This is a genomic window from Thiomonas sp. FB-Cd (assembly GCF_000733775.1).
GTDB lineage: Bacteria > Pseudomonadota > Gammaproteobacteria > Burkholderiales > Burkholderiaceae_C > Thiomonas_A.
This window is the reverse complement of the sequence record NZ_JPOE01000002.1, coordinates 920501-942286: the sequence shown is the minus strand read 5'-3', so window position 1 is coordinate 942286 and position 21786 is coordinate 920501. Positions and strand designations below refer to the sequence as shown.

Here is a 21786-nt window from a genome sequence, read left to right as displayed (position 1 = left end):
CATGGCTGAGCATCGTCTGTATCTATTCAAACGCTTCGAACGCTTCTGGCATTGGAGCCAGGCCCTTCTCGTCATCACCATGCTGTACACCGGTTTTGCCATCCACGGCTATCTGGGCGGACTGAGGTTCCGAAATGCGCTGCTCATTCATGAGTACGCCGCATGGCTGCTGGTCACCCTGTGGACCTTTGCCATCTTCTGGCACTTCACCACGGGAGAGTGGAAACAATACATCCCGACCTTTCAAAGGATGGCCCAGGTTGCCCGGTATTACGCCTGGGGCATGTTCCGCGGCGAGCGCCACCCGTACGAGCCGACGCTGCTGCACAAGCACAACCCGCTGCAGCGCCTGGCGTATCTGTGGCTCAAGCTGATGATCAACCCGCTGATCTGGGCCAGCGGCGTACTGCTGCTGATTTTCGCCTACGACTGGACACGCGTCATGCCGTTGGGGCTGAGCTTGACCGCAGTCGCCTGGACGCACACCGCAGCGGCCTACATGATGCTTCTGTTCTTCATCGCCCACGTGTATCTGGCGACCACCGGGAAAACGCCCACCGCTTACATTCAGGCCATGATCACGGGCTGGGAAAGCGGCAGCGACGAAGCCCAGGGTTCCTCCTCGACAGGCGCATGAGATTCGCGCGCGACAAAGGTGACCACCATCATGCTCTCCACTTCGAAGCAGTTTCCCCGTTGCGAGCGCCCCCGGCGCCGTGCAGTTGCACACGCGGCCACAGCGCTGGTGATTGCCGGCGCCATGGCGCTGCCCGGCCTGTGCACGCTTGCTGTTGGCGCGCCATCTGAAACCAACCAGAGCCTTCCCGGCCTGGCCGACACGCCAGGCACGAAGCCGTCGCTGCCGGCCATGGATCGCGCCTTGAACGGTGGTGTGCTCAAGATCGAGCATGGTCTGGCGGTGCTCGATTCCGACGTGTTGCTGAAAATCTATGTCTACGCCTACTCGGGCTTGCCGGTTGACGACAGCGCCATCCTGACCGAAAACACCGAGAACATCGTCCCACCGGTGCCCGTGCAGGCCAGCGCCGCGCAGGCGCAGGCCATCGAGCGCCTGATTCAGGCGGCCAAGGCGCATCCGGATGTGCTGATCAAGGTCAACGACATTGCCCTGGACGCGTATGACAAGGCAGCCCAGGCGTATCCACTTGACAACCGCCTGTTCATCAAGGGGGTTGGCTATTACTTCGACAACTCGCCTTATCACTACGTCTATACGGATGCGCAATCCTTCCGCAAACTGCATTGCACGGATCCCAAGACCATCGCCATTCTCGATCCGGCGATCGGGAACTTCGAGCACTTTTCCATGGATATCGTCGCCCATGTGCAGGGCGCCCAGGGCAAGAGCCATCGCCTGGAGCTCGATTTGCGCTCCATCACGCTCAGGGATACCGTGGGCGGCGCGCTGATCACGCAGGCGAAGGGGTCCTGAGCCGCGGCGGGAGCGTTCCTGTTCAGACCGCTCCCGGGTCATGCACCCCATTTGTCCCGGTGCGTCAGCCCATTGGCGCACCGCTCAGCAACGGCGTGACGACGCGCTCGAGCCGAGCCTCGGTCCAGCCCGGGTCCCGGTCCTGCCAGCCGTCATCGGCGAGACGTCCCCGGCGGTCAATCGTGAAGCTCACGGGAATGCGCCAGATGCGTCCATACGCTCCGGCGTAGGCGCTGCCCAGCAGACCGACCGGAAAGCTCAGAGTGGCCGCCATCGATCGAACAGCGGGCAGGGTGTCCGGTGCGTCCAGGCTGAACCCCAGCACCGCCAGGCCTTGCGCGCGATGCCGCTGCGCATAGGCAGACAGAAGCGGCAGCTCGGCAAGGCAGGGACCGCACCAGCTCGCCCAGAAGGTCACGATGACGATCTGGCCGAGAAGATCGCGGGTTGCAATCGAATCCCCGGCCAGCGTGTGCAGCACCAGCGGCGGCGCCGGCGCGCCAACGCGCAAGTCGTCGGCGCGCGCCGATTGGGTCAAGCCGCTGGCGGCCGCACCCATACCAAGGGAAAGGATGTCGCGCAGCAAGGCGCGACGTCCGTGATCACTTGGTCTGGCCATCACCCATGCCCGGCATGCTGTGCATGTTCACGCCGCCAGCGGCCCCCGGCCCGGTGGCGTCGGCCTTGCGCACCTGAAACTCCACGCGCAGGGTGCTGCCACCGGAGAACTCCAGCGTGATCGGCACCTGGTCTCCGGGCTGCACCGCCTTTTTCGGTTGCATCAGCATGATGTGATACCCGCCTGGCTGGAACGCAACGCTGCCATGCGCCGGGATGGTCACGCGTGAGACGGGCAGCATTTCCATCGTATTGCCCTTTTTGACGGTGTGATGCAGCATCGTGTTGCCATAGTCGGCGCTGGTTGCGCCGACCAGATCCACAGGCTTGTCGGAGAGATTGCGCAATTGCATGTAGCCGCCGGCTGGCAGCCCGGCTGGCAGCCACCGGATCCAGGCGTTGCTGGCCTGAACCGGCGCGCTGTCCGCGGCAAATGCGGGCGAAGCGGCCAGTGCGGCGGCGGCCAGTACGAAGGTCAGCGCAACGCGGCGCGGCAGGCGATGGGCGTGAGAGTTCAGGGTCTTGATCATGGTCGTGGCTTCCTTGGTTGAAAAATCGGCGCGAGCGCCGCGGTTAAAAGACATAGCTCAGCCCAGCGGTTGCGGTCCAACGCGGCAGCAACTGGTACCCGTCCAGCCGGCTGTAAACCGGACGCTGGATGAATCCATAGAGCTGTGCGCCCTTGGCGACCCTGAGGCTGACCCCAGGGCTGAGGTAGGCGATGGTGCCGGCGGTGTCGAGCGTGTCGGCCAGCGCGCCTTGATCGGCACTCTTGCGGGTGAGATTGACCTGCAGTTGCGGCACCACGTCCGGATTGGCTTCATCGCGCAGGCCGAAACTCATCGTTGTCAGGTTGCCAGGACGGTAGTCCTGGCCAGCCTGATCAAGCCGGTGGGCCAACGCGGCCTGAAACTGCGCATTCACAAATGCGTCGAAGTCCTGGCTGACCGCCTGATAGTAAAAGGCACCAATGATCAGGTCGGTGCTTCCGGTGCCGGCCTGCAGGCTGGTGTCGAGCAGGTTGCCTGGCGAGGGCACCAGTGAGGTCGGGCCACTGTCGAAGGCGGCGGGGTGATGTCCGATCGCCGCGGTGCCGGCAGCGTTTGCACCGCCGTAGTCGCCCGTGGGCAGTTTCACGCCAAGCTGAAGGCCCAGATTGTGGGTTGGCAGCAGGCCCTGCCACGCGGTGATGAACTTGATGTCTCCGAGTCCCGACACCTGCGCCGTGCTGAGATGGGAAGGCGCAAGCTGGGCGTTGTCGAACGGCGCCGACGTCTGGTCCGTGTAGCTGCTGTGGCTGCGGTCGATGTAGGGAATGAGAAGACTGAAGTTCCAGTCGGCATTGGGGCTATAGGCAAGCCCGAGTGTGACGTACCGGTTGACGGTCTGGTGTTCCAACTCGCCGGTGGTCGGCTCGTTGACCACCTGCGCAGGGCTCGCGGCATGACTTCCGGTGCGCAACTCATTCTGGTTGATGGCGTCGTACTGCAGGCTCAGGCGCCAGCCAGGGCTGGCTGCATAGCCCATGGCAGCGTCCGTGGACAGCGAACAGCCGCAACTGGCGCAGGCGAACGCCGGCAGGGGCGCCGCCGTGACGAGAAGACCCGCAAGCGCGGCGCGCTGCAGGGGGGGTAACCACTGATGCATCTTGAAGACTCCCAAGCGGCCCCGCCGCCATCGCCTCAAGAGGTGGCGATGCGGATACCGGGGCTTGAACGATGAAGGCGGGCAGCGGCTGCTGGAGCGGCCGTGCCAATCAACGGTCAGACTGCTTGGAGAAGGGTCGGCGGAGCGCGCGGGCGAGGGCGCACGGATCCGAGGTTTCCGGATCGCGGTGAAGGCGATGCGGCCAGGAGGGGCGCCTGGCGCCGCGGCACGGCAGGTTGCAGCTGTGGATTGCGCCCGAATGCCGCTTGCAGTGACTGCACTGCGCAGCCGCCGTCGAGGGCAAAGATCAGCCATGCGTGCGCCTGGCCATGCGTGGCCGGTGTGCCCGACGTCGGTACATGGCTGGCGGATTGAGACTGTGCGAGTCCCGCTGCGCAATAGGGGATCTCAATCGATTGCGCAAGCGGCTGCAGCGCCTGCGCCCACGGCGTGCAGGCGTAGGCCAGCAGCAGCCAGATCAGACTGGCGCGGCAACCGGCCCAACGGCGCAAGCGTGAGAAGGCAGACATGCGGAGGCGAGAGTGTTCGAGCAAAGCGCCGATAGTAGCGGAGGTGGCAACGCCGACCGGCAGGCGCAGCGAGCAGTCTCAGGCGCGGGCGACGGGCGCTTGCGCGTCACGTACATGCGGTCAAGCATCTGGGCATGCGCGTCAAGGCGGCACGCTGGCGGGGCCACGCCAGCCAAGCTCCGACCGATTGCGTTACCGATCGGGCACCAAATCGAATGCGCGCAGCCAGATGAACGTCAAGGTATCGGCCACCGCGTCAATGTCGCCTGCCACCGGGGCGAGATTCGGATCCTGGTAAAGGTAAATTGCGTTGAGGTATTGGTCGACCATGCCGCCGAGCGCGTAGGCGCGGCGTCGCAGATCTCGCGGGGATGTTGCGGCGCGGCCGGTGCGGCGCTGCCAGCGTCGCACGGAACGCACGATGGTCTCGATCCAGACCCCGTTCCAGGCGTCCACCACCGCGCGCGCCTTCGCAAAAGTCTCGTAATGGTGGAGCAAGCACCGCATCAGACCCCTGTTCGCTTCAAAGTAGCGACAGTAGCTCAGCGTGGCCAATCGCACGGAGTTTTCAGGGGACGGGCTTTGGCGCGTGGACGCAGCCATTCCCTTGTGCAGGAATGCGACGAACTCCTGCAAAAGGGTGGCCAGAAGGTCATCGCGGTCGGCGAAGTACAGGTACAGGGTGCCCTGGGACACCCCGACGCGCTCGCACAGATCGTGAATTTTCAGCCTGTCGGGCCCGGTGCTCTCCAGCAGTTGGCAGGCCGCAACGCGAATGCGCAGACCGGTGCGCAGCCCCTTGCGCAGCCCGGGTATGGCCGACCGAGCCTGCAGGTGCGTGCGGAACGACAGATCGCCGGCTTCGTCCTGGCGCGCGGCGCAGGATGCAGGGGTGTGGGGGGATGCGGAGATCATGAATGGCCTGAGGATGCTCCACTTGATGGTTGCCGAAAACAAAACATGAGGTCATAATCATATTTGTTTTTGGGAGAATGTATGTCGAGCCTGTCCCAATTCCGCCCGGGCCTTTTTGCGGGCAAGGTTTTCATCGTCACCGGCGGCGGCTCAGGCATTGGCCTTCGCACCGCGGAGGAGTTGGCGTGGCTGGGTGCCAACCTTGTTCTTGTCGGACAATCGGCGGACAAGCTCGCCAGCGCAAGGCAACGCGTTGCCGCGCATGGGACCGAGGTCCGCTGGCATGCCTGTGACATTCGCGATGAGGCACGCGTCAAGGCCGTGGTGTCCGACGCCGTGGCCGAGATGGGCGCGATCGACGGATTGGTGAACAACGCCGGTGGCCAGTTCTTCAGTCCTGCCGAGTGCATCTCGGCCAACGGTTTCGATGCGGTAGTGCGCAACAATCTTCTCGGTGGCTTCCTGTTCGCGCGCGAGGTTTACCTGCAATCGATGAAGGCGCGGGGCGGCGGCGCCATTGTCAACATGCTGGCGGATATGTGGGGTGGCATGCCCGGCATGGCGCATTCGGGTGCTGCGCGTGCGGGCATGCTCAATCTCTCCGAGACGCTCGCGTATGAATGGGCCCCGGTGCGGGTCAACGCGGTGGCGCCCGGGTGGATCGCATCATCGGGCCTGGAGAGCTACCCCGATGCATACCGCCCCGTGATCGAACGATTCGCCGAGCTGGTGCCCGCCGGGCGCCTTGGCACCGAGGCCGAAGTGGCTGCGGGGATCATCTTCCTGCTGTCACCGGCAGCAGCCTTCATCTCGGGCTCGGTCTTGCGCATCGACGGCGCCGTGCCCAATCGGCGCGAGCACTGGCCGGTCGCGCCGCATGGCCAGACAATCCCGTTCACGGGGGACGCATGAGCAGCTTCACCCAGACCCTGACCGACGAACTGCGGCAGGCCGCAGCCGAGGCCCCGGCGAAACCCTTCATTCGCTTTATGCATGGCGAATGGACGTTCGGGGAGGTGCAGCGCCAGTCCGAAGCACTCGCCGCGGGTCTGTACGCCCAGGGTGTGCGTGCTGGGGCCAATGTAAGCCTGCTGCTGCCCAATTGCGTCGAACTGGCGCTGTGCTGGTTCGGGCTTGCCCGGCTGGGTGCGGTGGCCGCACCCGTCAACACCGAGTTCAAGGGTGCGGTTCTGGCCCAGGCACTCAATCTCGTGCAAAGCGAGCTGCTCGTGGTGCACGACATGCTATGGCCACAGTTTGAAGCCGTGCGCGCGCAGCTGAACACGATCAGACGGGTGGTCGTGGTGGGAGGCGCCGAAAGGGTGAGGCCGGCGCTGGCCTGGGAATCGCTGATCGTGGCCGGCACCGAGCCTGCGCCATGCGCGGCGCCCCGGTTTTCCGATTTGGCGCTTTTGCTTTACACGTCGGGCACAACCGGCAGTTCGAAAGCGGTGAAGATCTCGCACCGTTTCGTCCTGCGCCAGGCCCAAGGCGTGATCGAGGGTCTTGGCCTGCGCAGCGAGGATGTGCTGTACTGCCCCTATCCGATGTTCCACCTGGATGCAACCGTGATGACCCTGGCGCCGGCGCTGCTGCTGCGCGCCGTGGCAGCCATCGGCGAGCGCTTCAGTGTGTCGCGCTACTGGGATGAGATGCGGGCGCTGAAGGGCACTGTGTTCGACTTCATGGGCGCCACGCTGACCATGCTGTGGAAACAGCCGGCCTCGCCGCGAGACCGCGAGCACGCCGCGCGGCTGGGTTGGGGTGTGCCCCTGCCGGAATGGGCGCCCGCGTTCGAGGCGCGCTTTGGCTGCCGGCTGGTCGAACTGTACGGTGCGACCGAGGTGGGTGCCATCCTCTATACGCCCCAGCACGAACCGCGACGTACGGGCAGTTGTGGCAAGCCGCTGGGGCCATGGCAGGTACGGCTGGTGGATGAGGACGGTTTCGAGGTGCCTCCGGGGACCCCAGGCGAATTGTTGGTGCGCTCCGAGGAGCCTTCGGTGCTGATGGACGGGTATTGGGGCATGCCCGAGGCAACGCTTTGCACCTTTCGCGACCAGTGGCTTCACACCGGGGACCTGCTCACGCGCGATGCCGACGGCTGGTTCTATTTCGTCGGCCGGCGCAAGGACATCGTGCGTCGCCGCGGTGAGAATATCGCCGCGATGGAAGTGGAGATCGGCCTGGAGATGCACCCCGAAGTTCTTGCCTGCGCTGTGGTGGGTGTGCCCAGTGATCTGACCGAGGAGGATGTGCTGGCCTGTGTGGTCCTGCGCCCGGGCAGCACGCTCACGCCGCAGGCGCTCACCCACTGGTGCATGCAGCGCATGCCACGGTTCATGGTGCCTCGCTACCTGCGCTTCATGGATGCGCTGCCCATGACGCCAACCGACAAGGTGGAGAAGTTCCGTCTGCGTGAGCTGGGCACAAGCGGTGCCTGGGACCGCGAGGCCGATGTCGCGCAGCGGCACACGCATCCACCAATCAAGCATCAGGAGAGGCAATGACCCCCACAACCCAGTACGCCCGGCTGCACACTGAGGGCCCGGTGAGCATCGTCACGCTCGACCGTCCGCAACGCCTCAATGCAATTGGCGCCGACCTTCTGGCGCATCTGCACCAGGCGTTAACGGACGCCCAGTCCGACCCCGACACGCGCGCCATCGTCCTGACGGCAGCAGGGCGCGCGTTTTGCGCTGGCGACGACCTCAAGGAGTTCGGCATGCAAGCGGCCTCAGCCGCCTGCGTAGCCGAGACTTGCGAGCGCATCCAGCAGATCACGCGCGACATCATGTTTGGACCGAAGCTGGTGATCGGCGCCATGCACGGGTATGCCGTTGGTGGCGGGTTCGAATGGATGCTCAACTGCGACATGGTGGTGGCCGCCGACAACCTCGTGGCGTTTTTCCCCGAGATGGCGCTTGGGCATTTCGTCACCGGTGGGGTCACGCATCTGTTGCCCCAGGCTGTGGGTTACCAGAAGGCAATGGAACTGATCGTCTTGGGCGAGCGGCTTGATGCCCAGGCGCTGCAGCGCCTGGGCCTGGTCAACCGGGTTGTGGCGCACGACGCAATGCTCAGCACGGCCATCCAATGGGCCACCGAGGTCGCAGCGCGATCGCAGCGGGCCACCACGCAACTCAAGCGCGTCATGGCCACGGGCCTCGGTGCCCAGCTCATCTGTGCGCTGGAGTATGAGCGGCAGGCAGCCATGGCATGCTTCGCGGATCCCGATACCGCGCGCCGCGTGGATGCATTTGCACGCTCGAGGCTTTGATGGTGCGATGCGCGATTGCGTCTGCGTCGACAAGTGCAAACTCCGCGTCTGGGCAGGCGCCGCTCAGGAATCGGCTGCCGGCCTCGTTGCGTCGACCGCTCGGCGCGGCACTGGCTTGAGCGCGAGCGCCACTTAACCGTGCAGAGCGTGCCCCAGCGCGATCCCGCCCAGCACAATGAACAAAACGGCTGCCGTCGCTTGGATCCATCGGGCAGGGAGTCGATGTGCGAAGCGATCTCCGAAGATGATCGCAGGAACGTTGGCGAGCATCATGCCCAGGGTTGTGCCGGCAACGACCGGGAGCCATTCGGCAAATCGCGCAGCCAAGGCGACCGTCGCGATCTGGGTCTTGTCGCCCATTTCCGCCACAAAGAACGACAGCAGCGTTGTGGCAAAAACACCCGAGGCGGTTCGCTGCGGCAGTTCATCCTGATTGAGCTTGTCCGGCACCAGAATCCACAGACCCATGGCGACGAACGACAGGACCACCGCCCAGTTCAGGATTGATGGTGTCAGGACCCGGGCCAGCACGTCCCCAAGGGCCGCCGCCATGCCATGGTTAAGCGCGGTCGCAACGAGCACGCCAAGAATGATCGGCACAGGCCGTCTGTAGCGGGCGGCGAGAACAAGCGAGAGAAGCTGCGTCTTGTCGCCCATTTCGGCCAGTGCGACGAGGCCGGTGGCTACGAGAAACGGATGCATGAAGGCTTATGGGTGCGATGGCACAGGCGATTTGGGGTCGCGGGCATTTTGATGCTCAGGACGCCCGTGCGAGCCATCGATGGGGTTTGACTGCTATGGGGCTTTGCTGGAAAGGGTTCGATGGCTGATCCTGAGTGCCGGCGAGCGCACAAGAGTCTGATAGACGACGCAGTAGCGTTCGGTCAGTCGAAGCAGCGTTTCCAATTGTTCCTCCGAGGCATCGGTGTCGAGGTCGAACGTGAGGCGAATGTCCTGGAAGCCTACGGGTATAGCCTTCGATACGCCGAGGGTGCCGCGAAAATCCAGGTCACCTTCAGCGCGAAGCGTGGCGCCTCGAAGTTCGATGCCGAGCGCCTTGCCCGTTTCGATCTTGCAGCTGATGCCTTCGGCGAGGTTGCCCTCGGCCTTCAAGGTCACGAGCGCCGCCGCCGGCGTATCGCGATAGAGCTCCATGAACTCTCCCGCCACTAAGCGCCTGACGGCGCTGTAGTGGGGGTTTCGCGGGTCACAGACTTGGACTTGCCCGGTTGCCGGGGCAGAGGTTTGGGTCTCGCCGCCACGCCCGTCCCAGGCGCGTCCTGCGTGTTGAATGCGTCGATGAGAACCACCAACGCGCTGTTTTGGTCGCGCTGCATGATGTGCCCGCAATGCGGGCAGACATGCATGCGGTCTGCGAGCGTCTTGGGAACGAGTTCCCAACAGGCCGAGCAGCGCTGCGACGGTTTGAGTTGGCGCGTGTTGCTCAGATGCAGTCGCGTACCAGCTTCTTCCGCTTTGTACGCCAGCATCTGATGCGCCATGCCGAACCCCGCCGAGAGGATCTCGCGGTTGAGTCCGGCCTTCTGCCGCACGCGACGGCCCGGCGCATCCACCGTGCCCTTCGCGCTGCGGCTCATGGTCTTCGGAGCCAGTTGCTCCGTCGCCAGAACGGCGCATTGCTGCACCATCTTGGTCGTTTCCTTGTGCACGAAGTCCCGGCGCAGATTGCCGATGCGATCATGCAGCACCGCGATGCCGCGGCTCAATCGCTTGTATCGCACGGAGCCTTTGCGTTTGCGTGCACGCTGGCGCTGCAGCGCTGCAAGGCGGGGCAGTTCCTCGCGCACCCAGCGCGGGTTCGCGATGGGCGGACCCGCGTCGAATGTGGCCCAGTCGTTGATCCCGAAATCCACGCCACGCCGCATGTCAGCGGTGCGCTCGCGCGCACAGGCGTCGTCGGGCACGCGCAGCGTCACCGACACGAACCACTGGCCGTTGCGGCGCGTCAGCGTGATGTCATTGGGCTTGGCATCCGGCCCGAAGCGGTGCCGTCCGCGCGCCCGGATGGACAGGGCGGCCTCGCCACTGCCGATGCGCAGGGTTGCGCCGCTGCCGCCATGCTGCATGAGCTTCCACCCCGCCGGATCGGGATAGGCGAAGCCGGAGAACCGCATGCTGGATTTGAATCGCGGAAAGCCGGGCGTCTGCCCCGCCTTGACGCGGCGAAAGAACGACTGGAATGCGAGATCGAGCCGCCGCAGCGTCTGCTGCAAGGCGTGGCTGCCGAGTTCGTTGAGCTCGGGTCGATCGGCCTTGATCTGCGGCAGGACGTTTTGCTGGTCGTAGTAGGAGATCGACTTGCCCGCCTTGCGCCAGGCGTCGATGCGCTCTTCGAGCGCCGCGTTGTACAACTCGCAGTGCAGCCGCGTCCACGCATCCAGCTGCGCCATCTGCGCGGCATTGGGATAAAGTTTGAGCGTGACTTTGCGCCGTTGCATGCTGGTATTTTATCCAGCCATCGACGGAACAACAAGCGAAACCCGCCCGCTTGACCCCCTCCTGCCCGGACGGCTTCGCCTAAGCGACGCTGTGCGTCGGGCCGGGCTAGGAAGGGGAATGCGCGAGCATATGTTCAAGGTCAAGTCTCCGTCATCATCCGCGCGAAAGCCCAACTGTACTGGCAACGACTTGAACATGAGGTGCGGCGATGCGGCCGCGCTTGCCTTCGGGCTATGCTGTTGCGCCAGATGCCGTGCCCGGCGCAGCGCGATGGTCGGCAAAGGTCGCGCATCGCGTGATGAACGTCGGTTTGCCCGCTTGGCGCGCAAACATGCGCCCATGCCGCCTACAGAGCTGAGAGTCCATGTCCCGTTTCCAATCCTTCGCTTGCGCCCTCAGGGGTCTGAGGGTTCTGTTCCAAAGCCAGGTGAACGCGCGCATTCACCTGGTGGCGGCGGCGCTTGTTCTGGGCCTCGGTGCGGCGTTGGGTTTGAGCGCGGGCGAGTGGATCGGAGTGGTTGTCGCCATCACGCTCGTGATGATGGCAGAAGCCCTCAACACGGCTTTGGAGTTTGTCGTGGACTTGGCTTCGCCCCAATGGCGCGCGCTGGCGCGCGATGCCAAGGACGTGGCTGCAGCTTCAGTCTTGCTGGCGTCGATCGGGGCGCTTGCCATTGGCGCCATCATTGTCCTGCCGAAAATCTGGAGGCTGTTGGGCCATGCATGAAAGCGGCTGCGCCCCGCGCGCGAGACGTCCCCAGTGCAGCCGTGGCGCGGGGTTCCGGGCTCACATGGCTCCGGTTTGCTGGTAGCGCAAGTGCCAGCTGAATGCCTCCTCGAGCAAATGGGGCGTCTGCTTTCCCGGCGAATGCGCGAGAGCGCGCTTGAAATAATCCATCAAGGCAGGCCTGAAGTTGGGATGCGCGCAGTTCTGGATGATGGTGCGTGCGCGCTGCTTGGGCGACAGGCCGCGCAGGTCGGCAAGTCCCTGCTCGGTGACGAAGATTTGCACGTCGTGCTCGGTGTGGTCCACGTGGGAAGCCATCGGTACGATGCAGGAGATGGCTCCATCCTTCGCCTGTGAGGGGGTCATGAAGATGGACAAGTAGGCGTTGCGTGCAAAGTCACCCGAGCCACCAATTCCGTTCATGATCTGCGTGCCCATGACATGCGTGGAGTTCATGTTGCCGTAGATGTCGCCTTCGATCACGCCGTTCATGGCAATGACGCCGAGGCGGCGGATCAGCTCGGGGTGGTTGGAGATTTCCTGGGGCCGCAAAATGATGCGCTCGCGATAGCGCGCAAGCTCACTGTTGAGCTCGACGAGCGCCGCCGAGCTGAGCGAAAACGCCGTGGCCGACGCGCAGGCGAGTTTTCCGGACTTGAGCATTTGGAGCATGCCGTCCTGAAGCACCTCCGTATACGCGGTCAGGTTCTCGAAAGGCCCCTCATCGAGCTCGGCCATCACCGCGTTGGCGATGTTGCCGACCCCGGACTGCAGCGGCAGCAGCTCGGGCGGCAGGCGCCCCTTTTTCACCTCGTGCTCGAAGAACTCGAGGATGAACCCAGCGATCTTTCGGGAGTTCTCATCGGGCTCTGAGAACGCCGAGTTGCGGTCCGGGCTGGACGTCTCCACGATGCCCACGATCTTCGACGGATCGCAGCGCAAGTAGGGGTCGCCGATCCGGTCTTGAACGCGCACCAGCGGGATGGGGCGCCGGTGGGGTGGCAACTGGGTTCCGTAATAGATGTCATGCATGCCCTCAAGTTGCGGGTTTTGCCAGGCATTGACCTCGAGGATGACTTTGTCGGCCTGCTCAAGCCAGGTCTTGTTGTTGCCCACCGACGAGGAGGGCACCAGGCGCCCGTCGTCCAGAATGCCAGCCACTTCGACGACGGCGAAGTCGAGTTTGCCGAGGAAACCCGACCACACGAACTGTGCAACGTGCGACAGGTGGATGTCGATGTATTCCATCTCCCCGGCATTGATGCGTTTGCGGCACGTCGGGTCCGACTGGTACGGCAGCCGCAATTCGACGCCGTCGACCATGGCCAGTGCGCCGTCCAGATCCGGTGCGGTGGACGCGCCGGTCCACACGCCAATTTTGAACTTCTTGCCGTACAGATTCGCGTCCATGATGCGCTTGGCTAGCGCTGAAGGCACGGCTTTGGGATAGCCCGAGCCGGTAAATCCGCTCATGCCCACATTGACCCCTGAGGGAATCAGGGCGGCGGCATCTTCGGCCGACATGATCTTGCTGCGCAAGGCGGTGCACTGTATCCGAGACGCTTCGCTCATGGACTGAATGACTCCAATGGCTGCATGCAATGGAAAGGAAAAACCATCCTGAATGTGGCGTCTCCCCGCCGGTGCCGGCAGAAATGGGGCCGAAAAAAAGCCCGCAGATCGCGGGCTCGGAACCAGACGAACCGGGCTCGGTTCGCACTGGAGGAGACAGTTCGCACTCTACCGAACGGAATTTGAGGCGACAAACGATCATTTATCAGGTCTCGGATTAGAAATTCTTAAGCCATCTCTTTCTTCGCCGGGAAGAATCGCTCACAATGACCGTTTTCTGCCGTCCTTCCTGGCGTATTGCATTCCCTCAGGGCCGCATTGCCCAACACAACACCGCTCCGGCCGTGAGTTATCGTCTTCCTCCCTTGGGCCCGCTCAGAGCCTTCGAGTCGGCCTGCCGACACTTGAGTTTCAAGAAAGCGGCAGAAGAATTGAGCGTCACGCCTGCCGCCGTGAGCCAGCAAATCAAGGCGCTCGAGCGTTACCTGGGATTCAAGCTCTTTCGCCGCCTGGCGCGAGCCCTGGAAGTCACGCCCGAGGGACTGGCCATGTTGCCCAAGATCCATGAGGCGTTCGAGTGCCTCGCGGCGGCGGTTGAGCGTACCCGTCACACAGGCGACGGCCCGCTGATCGTCGACGCGCCCCCGTCATTTGCCTCGCATTGGCTCATCCCGCGCCTGGCGCATTTCACCGACGCGAACCCTGACGTTGAGGTGCATCTGTCCAGCAGTTCGCATTCCGTGGACGGGCCCGACGGCTCGCGTCTGGCCGGGCTCGGCTTGTTCGACCCGCGCGAGGCCACCGCCGCAGTGGCCATACGCTATGGGGCCGGTTCCTACCCCGGCCTGCATGTGGAGCAGCTATTTGCACCCGTCTACGTCCCTGTGTGCAGTGTGAATCTGCCCACGGCGCAGCGGCCCCTTGGCCGCTTGGCTGACCTTGGGCGCCATACGCTGATTCATGACGACACGCTCGGGGATGAGCGGCATGAAGCTGGTTGGAAACAATGGTTGGCCGCCGCTGGTGTGACCGGTGTCGATGCGACGCGGGGGCCGCGGTTTGCCAATGCCGCTTTGGCTCTCGAGGCCGCGCTTGCCGGGCAGGGTGTGACGCTGGCTCTAAGGCCCGTGGTCGAGCTTGAAGTGGCCGCCGGGCGCCTCATGATCCCCTTTGAGTTCGCCGTACGCTCGCCCTATGCATACTTCTTCGTCACACCCGAATCCATCGCGCAGCGGTGGCCTGTGATGGCGTTTCGGCAGTGGCTGCTCGCCGAGTGTGCCAAGCATTGAGGATGGCGCGCCGGCGCTTCTGCGCATCAAATTTGCGGGGGAAAACCGGCAAGGCAGAGGCGCGCGGTCGACGCGCCAGTGGCTGACCGGGGGCCGCACGGTGTGCAACCGTGCATCGGGTCGTGCGGCAGTCTCCCCGCCGTGGACCCCGCAGCGGGCCCAGCGGGCCTTCAACGCCCCTTTTTGCGCCGACGCGCCCCGCGCAACGTCAGCAGGGCAACCACGACGATTGCAATACCGGCGTAAACGGCCAGGAGCCGGTCGACGTGTGCGGTCATCCAGCGAAGCAGGTCCATGGGCGATGATTCAGTGTGCATGCTCGGGTATCGGCGTGGTCATGTCCCGGGCTTGCGGTGTCAATTGGCCAGCGAGTAGGGTCCTCCGCGCTCGATGGCGCGCCGGTAGGCCGGTCGTTGCTGAAAGCGCCGGATCCAGGCATCCATGTGCGGGTAGCCAGCGCGAAGCTCGCGCGCGGCTTCGCCGACAAAGCTCATCTGAATGTCCGCGCCGCTGAGTTCATCGCCAACGAGCCATTGGCGGCCTTCAAGGCACCGGTCCACATACCCCAGGTGATTGGCCAGTTCACTGTCGATACGCGGTGCAAGCGGCGCACCGGCCTCGCCCAATCGCGAGACATAAAGCTTGAGCAGCAGGGGCAGCATGGCCGATCCTTCGGCGTAGTGCAGCCACTGGGTATACAGCTCGAAGTTCCGCGATGGCTGTGGCGGGCTCAAACGCCCGTGCCCGTAGTGCCGAATCAGGTAATCGACAATGGCGCCGGACTCCATCACGGTTTCGCCCTGGTCTTCGATCACCGGGGATTTGCCAAGAGGATGCACCTGCTTGAGGGCGGGTGGGGCCAAACGCGTCTTGGCATCGCGTTCGTAATGGCGGATTTCGTAGGGAAGCCCCAGCTCCTCCAGCAGCCACAGGACGCGCTGCGAGCGCGATTCATTGAGGTGATGCACGACGATCATGGCAGGCGCTTGAAATGGCTTGAAGCCCACTATAGCGTGCACCTGCCGATTGCGCGTGGCCCGGCTTTTCGCGCCGCCCCCACGACGCTTGCCCTTGATCCCGATCAACCCCGCTCGTGCGCCGGGGCATTACAAACAAACCATGCGCTTCGTCCTCAGCCCGAGCACCAAACTCGCCGACCAGCGACGAAGCCGCGCTGGCGCGTTCCTGCCCGGCGAAGCCGGCAGGCTGGGGCGTGGCGCCCTCGGTTCAGATGCGATGGCTGTCGCGCCTTGGCGAGTGCGCATTGCTGCGCGCTGTCGAGTGTTTGGTCCCGACGGCAATGGATCGGATGCCGCCTTGCGCGGCACGATGTGCCGGGCGAAAGGCCGCCCATGCATGAAGTCCTGCGTGGGCCGTGCGCGGGTTCAGCACCACACACCAAGAGGGTTCACGTGATGCAGCAAAGTGACATGGCCTCGGCCCCCATCGATTGGTTCAAGCAGCGCGAGAGCCTGCGGCGGTCGCATTTCAGCGAGATCTGGTCAAAAAGCGTTCCACAGGTCTTCCGGGACGTCCCCACCTACTACCGAAAGGGCAACATTGTTGCAAGCTTCGGGATCTGGGAGTTATGGGTCTGGCAGTTTGTCCGATCGATCAACCTCAAGCCCGGCGATCACGTCCTCGATGTCGCTGCCGGCACGAATGACGTGGGCATGCGGCTTCTGCACAAACAACCCGACATCCGGGTCACGGCGGTGGATCGCAGCAGCGAAATGCAGCGGCACGGCCAGGTTCTTGCCAAGCGCAATCAGGTGCAGATCGAAAGCGTGATCCATGATGTGCATGAGCTTCCGTTTGCCGACAACACCTTCGATGTCGTCACTCTTCAGGCTGCATCGCGCCATTTGCAGCTCGACAAGGTCTTTCCCGAAATCTGCCGCGTGCTCAAACCCAATGGCCGCTTTTACCACTGCGACATGCTCAGGCCCGCGCACCGCATGGTGGAGTGGTCCTATCTGCGCTTTCTCCGCATGGCCGTGGCATTGACAGCCTCGATCTTCGGCTCCTCCGAAGCATCGCGAAACTGTGGCGCCTATTTCAGCGACGCCATCCATCACTTTTATACGCCCGAAGAGCTGTCAACCGTGCTCGGCCTGTGCGGATTTTCCGACGTCCGATGCAAGACTAGTGTCTGGGCCGGCATGGTGGGGTTTCATTCGGCAACAAAGATCGTTTCCGAATAAGGATGGGCCGCCGGCGGCTGGCCCCCGATGCCGGGACAACAGGATGTCGGGCGCGACATCAAAATCCGCTGCATATCCTGCCGCCAAGGCCGACCGTTGCTGAGCATCGACGGCGCAGCCAGGCGCACGTGTCAAGCATGGGGCATGGGTCTGGATGCGCGACAAGCCTCGTGCTTGGGGGCGGGAAAGGGTTGCGGGGGTGCGCAAGGCATCCCTTTGGGGGCTTGCGCTCCACTTTGTTAATACTGTATATTTAAACATATCAAGGGCGAGACACGCCCGGATCGCCTGTGAAGTGAGTGGTGCCGCCTTGCTGCCAGCAGCAGCAACCCAACAACGCGGCTGGGCAGGAGGCCACTCATGCGCGGCGCCGCAGGAATCCCCGCCGTTGCCGCGCAAGCGGTGGCCGCAAGCCGAGGATGGGGAGATGTCAACAGGAGCCTTCCATGACCACGCGCACCCAAGAGACCCAACAGACCCAAACTGGCGCTTCACCGACACACATCGGCCGCAGCGTCGGGGCGCTCGTGCGCGCGTGGCGCTCCTGCATGCCCGGTTGTGACGCTTTGTAGTCCGGCGCCGGTCATCTCCAAGCCACTTCGGTTTCACCGGATTGAAACCCGCAGCACATGCGGGATGGCGGAGCGGTTGCCGCCGTGCAGTGCCCCAACTCGACATGAGCCCCCTATGGCCCTTTCCTCCAACCCCAAAGCTGACCAGGGCGCCCCTGGCAGCCAGGCGTCCAACGAGCCTGGCGACAGCGCGCATCTGTCGCCAGGCGTCAACGCCGGCATGCCATCATTTGCCGGATTCCCGGATCCGACACTCGATGGCCTGCTTTATCTCATCCTTGCCGCTGGCGAGCACGGCGCCGAGCGTTTGCCCGGTTCCAATGGCGAGCATGGATCGACGGTGAAAATCTGGAAGGCCCTGGCCGAAATCACGTCCAGCGATCCGGCGCTCACCCCTCAGGCGCGTGCCCGCAAAGCCCTTGTGTTGAGCCGGGAGCGATTCGAACTGCATGTGACGGACGCCGGCACGGCTCGCCGGATGCGCAAGCGCCTGCTTCACTTCGCTGCCACGCACGGCAACCTTCGGGCGCTGGTGGATTTGGCAGCCACCATCATCGCCGAGCGCGACGAGAAAAGCCGCTCGGCGGCAAGCAAGGGCGAAGGGCCTCCGACCTTTGATTTACGCGTTCAGCGCATCCGTGCCACCTTGCTTGCGCCGTTGTTGAAGGATGCCAAAGGCCGGGAGCACATGAATCTGGCCGCAGTGGAGCTGGGCGCTGTTGTGGTGGGGCACGATCCGCTACCGGGCCTTCTCGCGGCGGCCTTGCGCCACATCATCGCCGCAGATCGCGACCTGCAAGCCGCCTCGACCGGTAACCGGTCGAAGGGCCCTTCCGACTTTGACGAGGATGTGGAGGCTGCCATGCTGATTTTGGCGTGGGCCGGGGTTTATGGGCTCGCGCTGGCATGGCAGCGTGGCGCGTCGTTCAACCCAAAGGGGCACGCCGGAGGGGATCACGCGGATGGCGGGCATTCGCGCAGCCACCGCCTGCGTGCCGAGGCGGTTCTTGGACCATGCTTTGTTCGCCTGGGCCTGTTGCGTCATGGTGCTGCCAACGGGGACGAGCAATTCCAGGCGAATGCTGACGAGGAGGCTGGCGCGCGGCAGGACCTCCAGGCTGCCTGGACTGAAGTGCTGAGCCTGCTGGCCGCCGGCCTGGGCAGTGCTGGGGTCGCCACGCCCACTGTTGAGCGCCAGCTCCAGGATCAGCTGGCGCAAACGGTGCTCACCGCAGGAGAGCCGGAGCCGACGATCGTCATCATCTCCCAGCCAATCCCCGGGATGGCCCAGAGCCAGAAGGACTCTGAAGAGTCACAAACGCTCCAGGACTATGTCGTGCTCACACGTCCCCTGCCGGCGACCGCGTTGCCGGATTTGCCCCAACTGCAGTTGATCCAGGACAGGCTCATGGCCGAGTTTGCGTGGACGCCACGCACCGTCGAGCACCTGCTGGCGCCGCTCATGTTGAGCAGGCGAGCCGGCGCGCGCATCCTGCGCTTGCAGCCCACGCTTCTCGTGGGTCATCCTGGCAGTGGCAAGACCCGCCTGGCGCGGCGTCTGGCGCAGGAGCTCGGATTGCCGATGGTGTCGCTGATGATTGGCGGCAGCAGTGACGAAAAGCTGCTCTTGGGGACCGCGCGCGGTTGGGCCAGCGCCCAACCCAGTCCCATCGTGGACGAGCTCGCCGCGCGCAAGCGTGCCACTGCTCTCGTGTTGCTCGATGAGATCGACAAGATCAGTGAGCGTGGGTACGGGCCAAAAGGATCGCTTGAGTCCATCCTTCTGGGGTTGCTGGAGCCGGAGACGGCGCGACAGTGGAGAGATGTGTTCCTGCGCGCGCCGTGCGACCTCTCGCAGCTGTCATGGGTGGCCACCAGCAACAGTCTCCAAGCTCTTTCCAAGCCGCTGCGGTCGCGACTGGATCTGCAGTTTGTCACCGAGCCCAGACCTGAGCATTTTGCCCAGCTCGTGCCCTTCATCGTGCGCGATATCGAGGACGGCATGCAGATTCCCCACGGTGTGCTGCCCGTGCCGAGCGCGCGCGAGGTGCAGGCCTGGGGTGATGTCACCAGTGTGCGCGCCTTGCAGCAGCGTGTGCGGCTGTGGCTTCACGAAGCCCTGGGATCGACGCAGGCCATGCGGCATTGAGCATGTGCGCGTAAGCAGAGCCGAACATGGAGATTTTGGAGCCGAGTCATCGCGGAGGTGCACAGCATGGATTTTGAAGCCTTGATGCACCGCCATCCGTACGTGTTGCAGATTCTTCCCGGCGCCTTCATGCTGAGTTTCGACCTTGGTTGGATGGCGATCTACGACCGCCTGTTCACGGGTTTCGAGGTTGAGCTCCTGCAGGATCCCGCATCGTTGCGGCGATTCCGCCTGCGGCAGATCAAGGAAAAGTTTGGCTGCATGCGTGTGTACTACGGATTTGAGCAACTCACCGCGCATCCCCCGACTACAGCGCGCAAGCGCTTAGTCGCGGGTCAAGCGGTGAGCCGCCGATGGCGGCTGTTCTTGATCCTGGATGTACGCGAGCAGCTGTTCGATGCCCGCGTGTCCGCCCGCGCTGACCACTGCGTAGGCGTTGTTCCAGAACTGAACCTTCCAGAAAAACTTGCGCAAGTGCTGCGCAAATTCCTTGCGGATGTAGCGCGAACTCACAGTCTTCAAATTTCCGACGAATCGCGCAAGATCCATCGAGGGCTGCCCCTCGATCAGTAGATGTACATGATCCGCCTCGCCGCCGAATTCGATCAGCCGGCAGCGCCAGGACGCACTGACGTTGGTGAAGATTTCGCGCAGTCGGTCGAGCATCTCCACGGTCAGGCACCTGTTCCTGTATTTAATTGTGAGGATGATGTGATAGTACAGGCTGTAAGCCGCATGATTGCTTGTCTTGAATCCGTCAGACATGGTCATGTCACTTGAATAGTTAAGTTGATGATCGTACCATCAAGCGCATGGCTCCAGTCATTTTTCGCTCCGAAGGACATGCGCTTGGCGTTTCACCAGCAGTGCGCGAGGATGTCGAGCGCACGGTCGCCGCGTTTCGTCGTGTCGTGCGTGGACTGTGCGGCGTCATGCTGGTGCATTGGGCAGACATCTCGCACGGCAAGGTCAAGTGCGCCAGCATCGAAGACTTGTTCCACAAGACCGCGCAGCGCCCGGAGGTCCAATACCCGGTGCTGGGTCGCATGTTCGGCAAGATGCCGAGTTACCTGCGCCGCGCAGCCATTGAACAAGCCCACGGCGCGGTGTCATCATTCCTGTCGAACTGGAACAACTTCCTCGACGGGCAGATCGGCGGGCGCGACCGCGAAGAAGGCGCCCGGCCCCCGCGGCTCGGGCTGAACAACGTCTACCCGTCGCTGTACGGCGGCAACATGATCCTCTACGGCAAGGACATGCGCACCGTGCAGGTCAAGCTGCTGGGCGCAGACGGTCAGTGGCGGTTCAGCGAACCGCTGCGCGTCAAGGGCCGGTTCGTGCGCGTGCTGCCGAAGGCGGCCAAGCTCGACCAAAGCCCCTCGCTCATCGTGCGCGGCGCCAAGGTCGCGCTGTCCTGCCCGGTCGCGCTGCGCCCGAGAAACTACGTGACCAACAAAGACTTCGTCCACGGCAAGCACCGCATCTGCAGCGTGGACGTCGGCATCAACACCGCGGCGACGGCCGCAATCGTCGACTCCACTGGCACGGTGATCGCCCGCACGTTTCTGACGTGCGGCAGGCACAACGACCAGCGCGACGCTCTTGCATCCGTCATCGCCGCCAAGCAGCGCCAATCCGGCCCCCACGTGCGCGGCCAGAAGCATTGCTCGGCGATTCACCGCCGTATCGAGGGACTGAGCCTCGACGCGGCGCGCACCCTGGCGTCGCGCTTGGCGGCATTCGCCGCCCAGCATGGCGCCAAAGCCTTTGCCGTCGAAGATCTCAAGGGCTGGAAGCCCAAGGGGCCGTCGAAGCAGCAGCGCAAGCGCTTCCATCGCTTCCAGCATCGCGCGCTGATCCAGGCCCTTGCGCTCAAGGCGCAGGAGATGGGTCTGCGCGTGCTGGAGGTCTACGCCCGTGGCACCAGTCGATGGGCGTATGACGGCTCAGGCAAGGTCATTCGTTCGAAGCGAAATGCCCAACTGGCGACCTTCGCCTCGGGCAAGCAGTACAACGCCGATCTCAACGGCGCATTGAACATCGCGGCCCGTGGGCTGGCGATGCTCCTGGGGCTCAAGCCCAAAGAAATGCAAGGCGCGGCAACCGGCAAAAGCTCCGGGGCCGTGGAGAGAATGCCTCTGGTTCTCGCCGACATCTGGGCGCATGCCCGTCTGTTGCGTGGGGCCTCTAACCGCCAAGTTTCATCGGACGGGCATCAAGGACTCGGGCGCTGGCCTGGCCTTTGATGCCCCGACTACAGCGCCACAAGGCGCTTAGTCGCGGGAGCATTCACGAGCCAGGGCGAGTTCCCGAGGAGCTGCGCTCCCGCCTGCGTGATCTGACCCGGCAGGCAGAGCAGCAGAGCATGAC

23 protein-coding genes are annotated in these 21786 nt (G+C 63.8%); 11 read left to right on the top strand and 12 right to left on the bottom strand.

What is annotated here, in order from left to right:
- The first annotated feature begins 1 nt into the window (after nucleotide 1).
- Both CD04_RS0104635 and CD04_RS0104630 read left to right on the top strand, forming a co-directional pair.
- Nucleotides 2-637 (top strand): cytochrome b/b6 domain-containing protein, encoded by a 636-nt coding sequence (locus CD04_RS0104635; protein WP_031404622.1) that lies wholly within the window; start codon nucleotides 2-4, stop codon nucleotides 635-637.
- A gap of 30 nt (nucleotides 638-667) precedes the next feature.
- The gene (locus CD04_RS0104630; RefSeq protein WP_156030092.1) at nucleotides 668-1453 is read left to right on the top strand and encodes a hypothetical protein; all 786 of its coding nucleotides are present in this window, start codon (nucleotides 668-670) and stop codon (nucleotides 1451-1453) included.
- Between the two features lie 64 nt (nucleotides 1454-1517).
- Here CD04_RS0104630 and CD04_RS0104625 read toward each other — a convergent pair whose 3' ends face one another.
- The 5 genes from CD04_RS0104625 to CD04_RS0104605 form a co-directional block, all read right to left on the bottom strand.
- Nucleotides 1518-2072: a TlpA disulfide reductase family protein gene (locus tag CD04_RS0104625; RefSeq protein WP_031404620.1), complete on the bottom strand. Its 555-nt coding sequence runs from the start codon at nucleotides 2070-2072 to the stop codon at nucleotides 1518-1520.
- Nucleotides 2056-2601 carry a copper chaperone PCu(A)C gene (locus CD04_RS0104620; RefSeq protein WP_081857969.1) on the bottom strand — a complete coding sequence of 182 codons (546 nt, stop codon included), beginning with the start codon at nucleotides 2599-2601 and terminating at the stop codon, nucleotides 2056-2058. Before CD04_RS0104620 ends, CD04_RS0104625 begins: the two co-directional genes overlap by 17 nt.
- Nucleotides 2602-2644: 43 nt before the next feature.
- Nucleotides 2645-3718: a hypothetical protein gene (locus tag CD04_RS0104615; protein WP_031404618.1), complete on the bottom strand. Its 1074-nt coding sequence runs from the start codon at nucleotides 3716-3718 to the stop codon at nucleotides 2645-2647.
- A gap of 116 nt (nucleotides 3719-3834) precedes the next feature.
- The gene (locus tag CD04_RS0104610) at nucleotides 3835-4248 is read right to left on the bottom strand and encodes a hypothetical protein (protein ID WP_031404617.1); all 414 of its coding nucleotides are present in this window, start codon (nucleotides 4246-4248) and stop codon (nucleotides 3835-3837) included.
- Nucleotides 4249-4440: 192 nt separating this feature from the next.
- The gene (locus CD04_RS0104605; RefSeq protein ID WP_156030090.1) at nucleotides 4441-5163 is read right to left on the bottom strand and encodes a TetR/AcrR family transcriptional regulator; all 723 of its coding nucleotides are present in this window, start codon (nucleotides 5161-5163) and stop codon (nucleotides 4441-4443) included.
- Between the two features lie 81 nt (nucleotides 5164-5244).
- Between CD04_RS0104605 and CD04_RS0104600 the strand changes: the two genes are divergently transcribed.
- The 3 genes from CD04_RS0104600 to CD04_RS0104590 are packed head-to-tail and all read left to right on the top strand — an operon-like array spanning nucleotide 5245 to nucleotide 8443.
- A complete protein-coding gene (locus CD04_RS0104600; RefSeq protein WP_031404615.1) occupies nucleotides 5245-6075 on the top strand; it encodes an SDR family oxidoreductase in 831 nt (276 codons plus the stop codon).
- A complete protein-coding gene (locus CD04_RS0104595; protein ID WP_051848929.1) occupies nucleotides 6072-7673 on the top strand; it encodes an AMP-binding protein in 1602 nt (533 codons plus the stop codon). The genes CD04_RS0104600 and CD04_RS0104595 overlap by 4 nt, the downstream gene beginning before the upstream one ends.
- Nucleotides 7670-8443, top strand: a complete 774-nt coding sequence (locus CD04_RS0104590) for an enoyl-CoA hydratase/isomerase family protein (RefSeq protein ID WP_051848928.1) — start codon at nucleotides 7670-7672, stop codon at nucleotides 8441-8443. Before CD04_RS0104595 ends, CD04_RS0104590 begins: the two co-directional genes overlap by 4 nt.
- Nucleotides 8444-8575: 132 nt before the next feature.
- On the opposite strand, the gene CD04_RS0104585 is transcribed toward CD04_RS0104590, so the two are convergent.
- The 3 genes from CD04_RS0104585 to CD04_RS0104575 all read right to left on the bottom strand — a co-directional run bounded on the left by CD04_RS0104585 (nucleotide 8576) and on the right by CD04_RS0104575 (nucleotide 10902).
- Nucleotides 8576-9145, bottom strand: a complete 570-nt coding sequence (locus CD04_RS0104585; RefSeq protein WP_031404612.1) for a TMEM165/GDT1 family protein — start codon at nucleotides 9143-9145, stop codon at nucleotides 8576-8578.
- Between the two features lie 93 nt (nucleotides 9146-9238).
- Nucleotides 9239-9598, bottom strand: coding sequence for an OsmC family protein (locus CD04_RS0104580; protein ID WP_051848927.1), 360 nt, complete (start codon nucleotides 9596-9598; stop codon nucleotides 9239-9241).
- A gap of 14 nt (nucleotides 9599-9612) precedes the next feature.
- On the bottom strand, nucleotides 9613-10902 hold the full coding sequence (locus tag CD04_RS0104575) for an RNA-guided endonuclease TnpB family protein (protein WP_031404610.1): 1290 nt from the start codon (nucleotides 10900-10902) through the stop codon (nucleotides 9613-9615).
- A 365-nt stretch (nucleotides 10903-11267) separates the two neighbouring features.
- Here CD04_RS0104575 and CD04_RS0104565 point away from each other — a divergent pair, with 365 nt between their 5' ends.
- On the top strand, nucleotides 11268-11630 hold the full coding sequence (locus tag CD04_RS0104565; RefSeq protein ID WP_031404609.1) for a diacylglycerol kinase family protein: 363 nt from the start codon (nucleotides 11268-11270) through the stop codon (nucleotides 11628-11630).
- Nucleotides 11631-11690: 60 nt separating this feature from the next.
- Here the strand turns inward: CD04_RS0104565 and CD04_RS0104560 are convergent, their stop codons facing one another.
- Nucleotides 11691-13202, bottom strand: coding sequence for an acetyl-CoA hydrolase/transferase family protein (locus tag CD04_RS0104560; protein ID WP_031404608.1), 1512 nt, complete (start codon nucleotides 13200-13202; stop codon nucleotides 11691-11693).
- 344 nt (nucleotides 13203-13546) lie between these two features.
- Between CD04_RS0104560 and gcvA the strand changes: the two genes are divergently transcribed.
- Nucleotides 13547-14491 (top strand): transcriptional regulator GcvA, encoded by a 945-nt coding sequence (gcvA, locus tag CD04_RS0104555; protein WP_031404607.1) that lies wholly within the window; start codon nucleotides 13547-13549, stop codon nucleotides 14489-14491.
- A 170-nt stretch (nucleotides 14492-14661) separates the two neighbouring features.
- Here the strand turns inward: gcvA and CD04_RS24980 are convergent, their stop codons facing one another.
- Complete coding sequence (locus CD04_RS24980; protein WP_255331968.1) at nucleotides 14662-14787, bottom strand: hypothetical protein; 126 nt, start codon at nucleotides 14785-14787, stop codon at nucleotides 14662-14664.
- Between the two features lie 60 nt (nucleotides 14788-14847).
- Entirely contained in the window at nucleotides 14848-15468 is a 621-nt protein-coding gene (locus CD04_RS0104545; RefSeq protein WP_031404606.1) for a glutathione S-transferase family protein, read from the bottom strand.
- A gap of 453 nt (nucleotides 15469-15921) precedes the next feature.
- Here CD04_RS0104545 and CD04_RS0104535 point away from each other — a divergent pair, with 453 nt between their 5' ends.
- The 3 genes from CD04_RS0104535 (at nucleotide 15922) to CD04_RS22445 (ending at nucleotide 19416) form a co-directional block, all read left to right on the top strand.
- Nucleotides 15922-16695 carry a class I SAM-dependent methyltransferase gene (locus CD04_RS0104535; RefSeq protein WP_231480467.1) on the top strand — a complete coding sequence of 258 codons (774 nt, stop codon included), beginning with the start codon at nucleotides 15922-15924 and terminating at the stop codon, nucleotides 16693-16695.
- A 446-nt stretch (nucleotides 16696-17141) separates the two neighbouring features.
- The gene (locus CD04_RS24975; protein ID WP_255331966.1) at nucleotides 17142-17267 is read left to right on the top strand and encodes a hypothetical protein; all 126 of its coding nucleotides are present in this window, start codon (nucleotides 17142-17144) and stop codon (nucleotides 17265-17267) included.
- A gap of 115 nt (nucleotides 17268-17382) precedes the next feature.
- On the top strand, nucleotides 17383-19416 hold the full coding sequence (locus CD04_RS22445) for an AAA family ATPase (protein WP_051848926.1): 2034 nt from the start codon (nucleotides 17383-17385) through the stop codon (nucleotides 19414-19416).
- A gap of 324 nt (nucleotides 19417-19740) precedes the next feature.
- Here the strand turns inward: CD04_RS22445 and tnpA are convergent, their stop codons facing one another.
- On the bottom strand, nucleotides 19741-20181 hold the full coding sequence (gene tnpA, locus CD04_RS25175; RefSeq protein WP_081857968.1) for an IS200/IS605 family transposase: 441 nt from the start codon (nucleotides 20179-20181) through the stop codon (nucleotides 19741-19743).
- A 47-nt stretch (nucleotides 20182-20228) separates the two neighbouring features.
- On the opposite strand from tnpA, the gene CD04_RS0104520 reads away from it, so the two are divergent.
- Nucleotides 20229-21662, top strand: a complete 1434-nt coding sequence (locus tag CD04_RS0104520) for an IS200/IS605 family accessory protein TnpB-related protein (protein ID WP_051848915.1) — start codon at nucleotides 20229-20231, stop codon at nucleotides 21660-21662.
- Nucleotides 21663-21786: the final 124 nt, after the last annotated feature.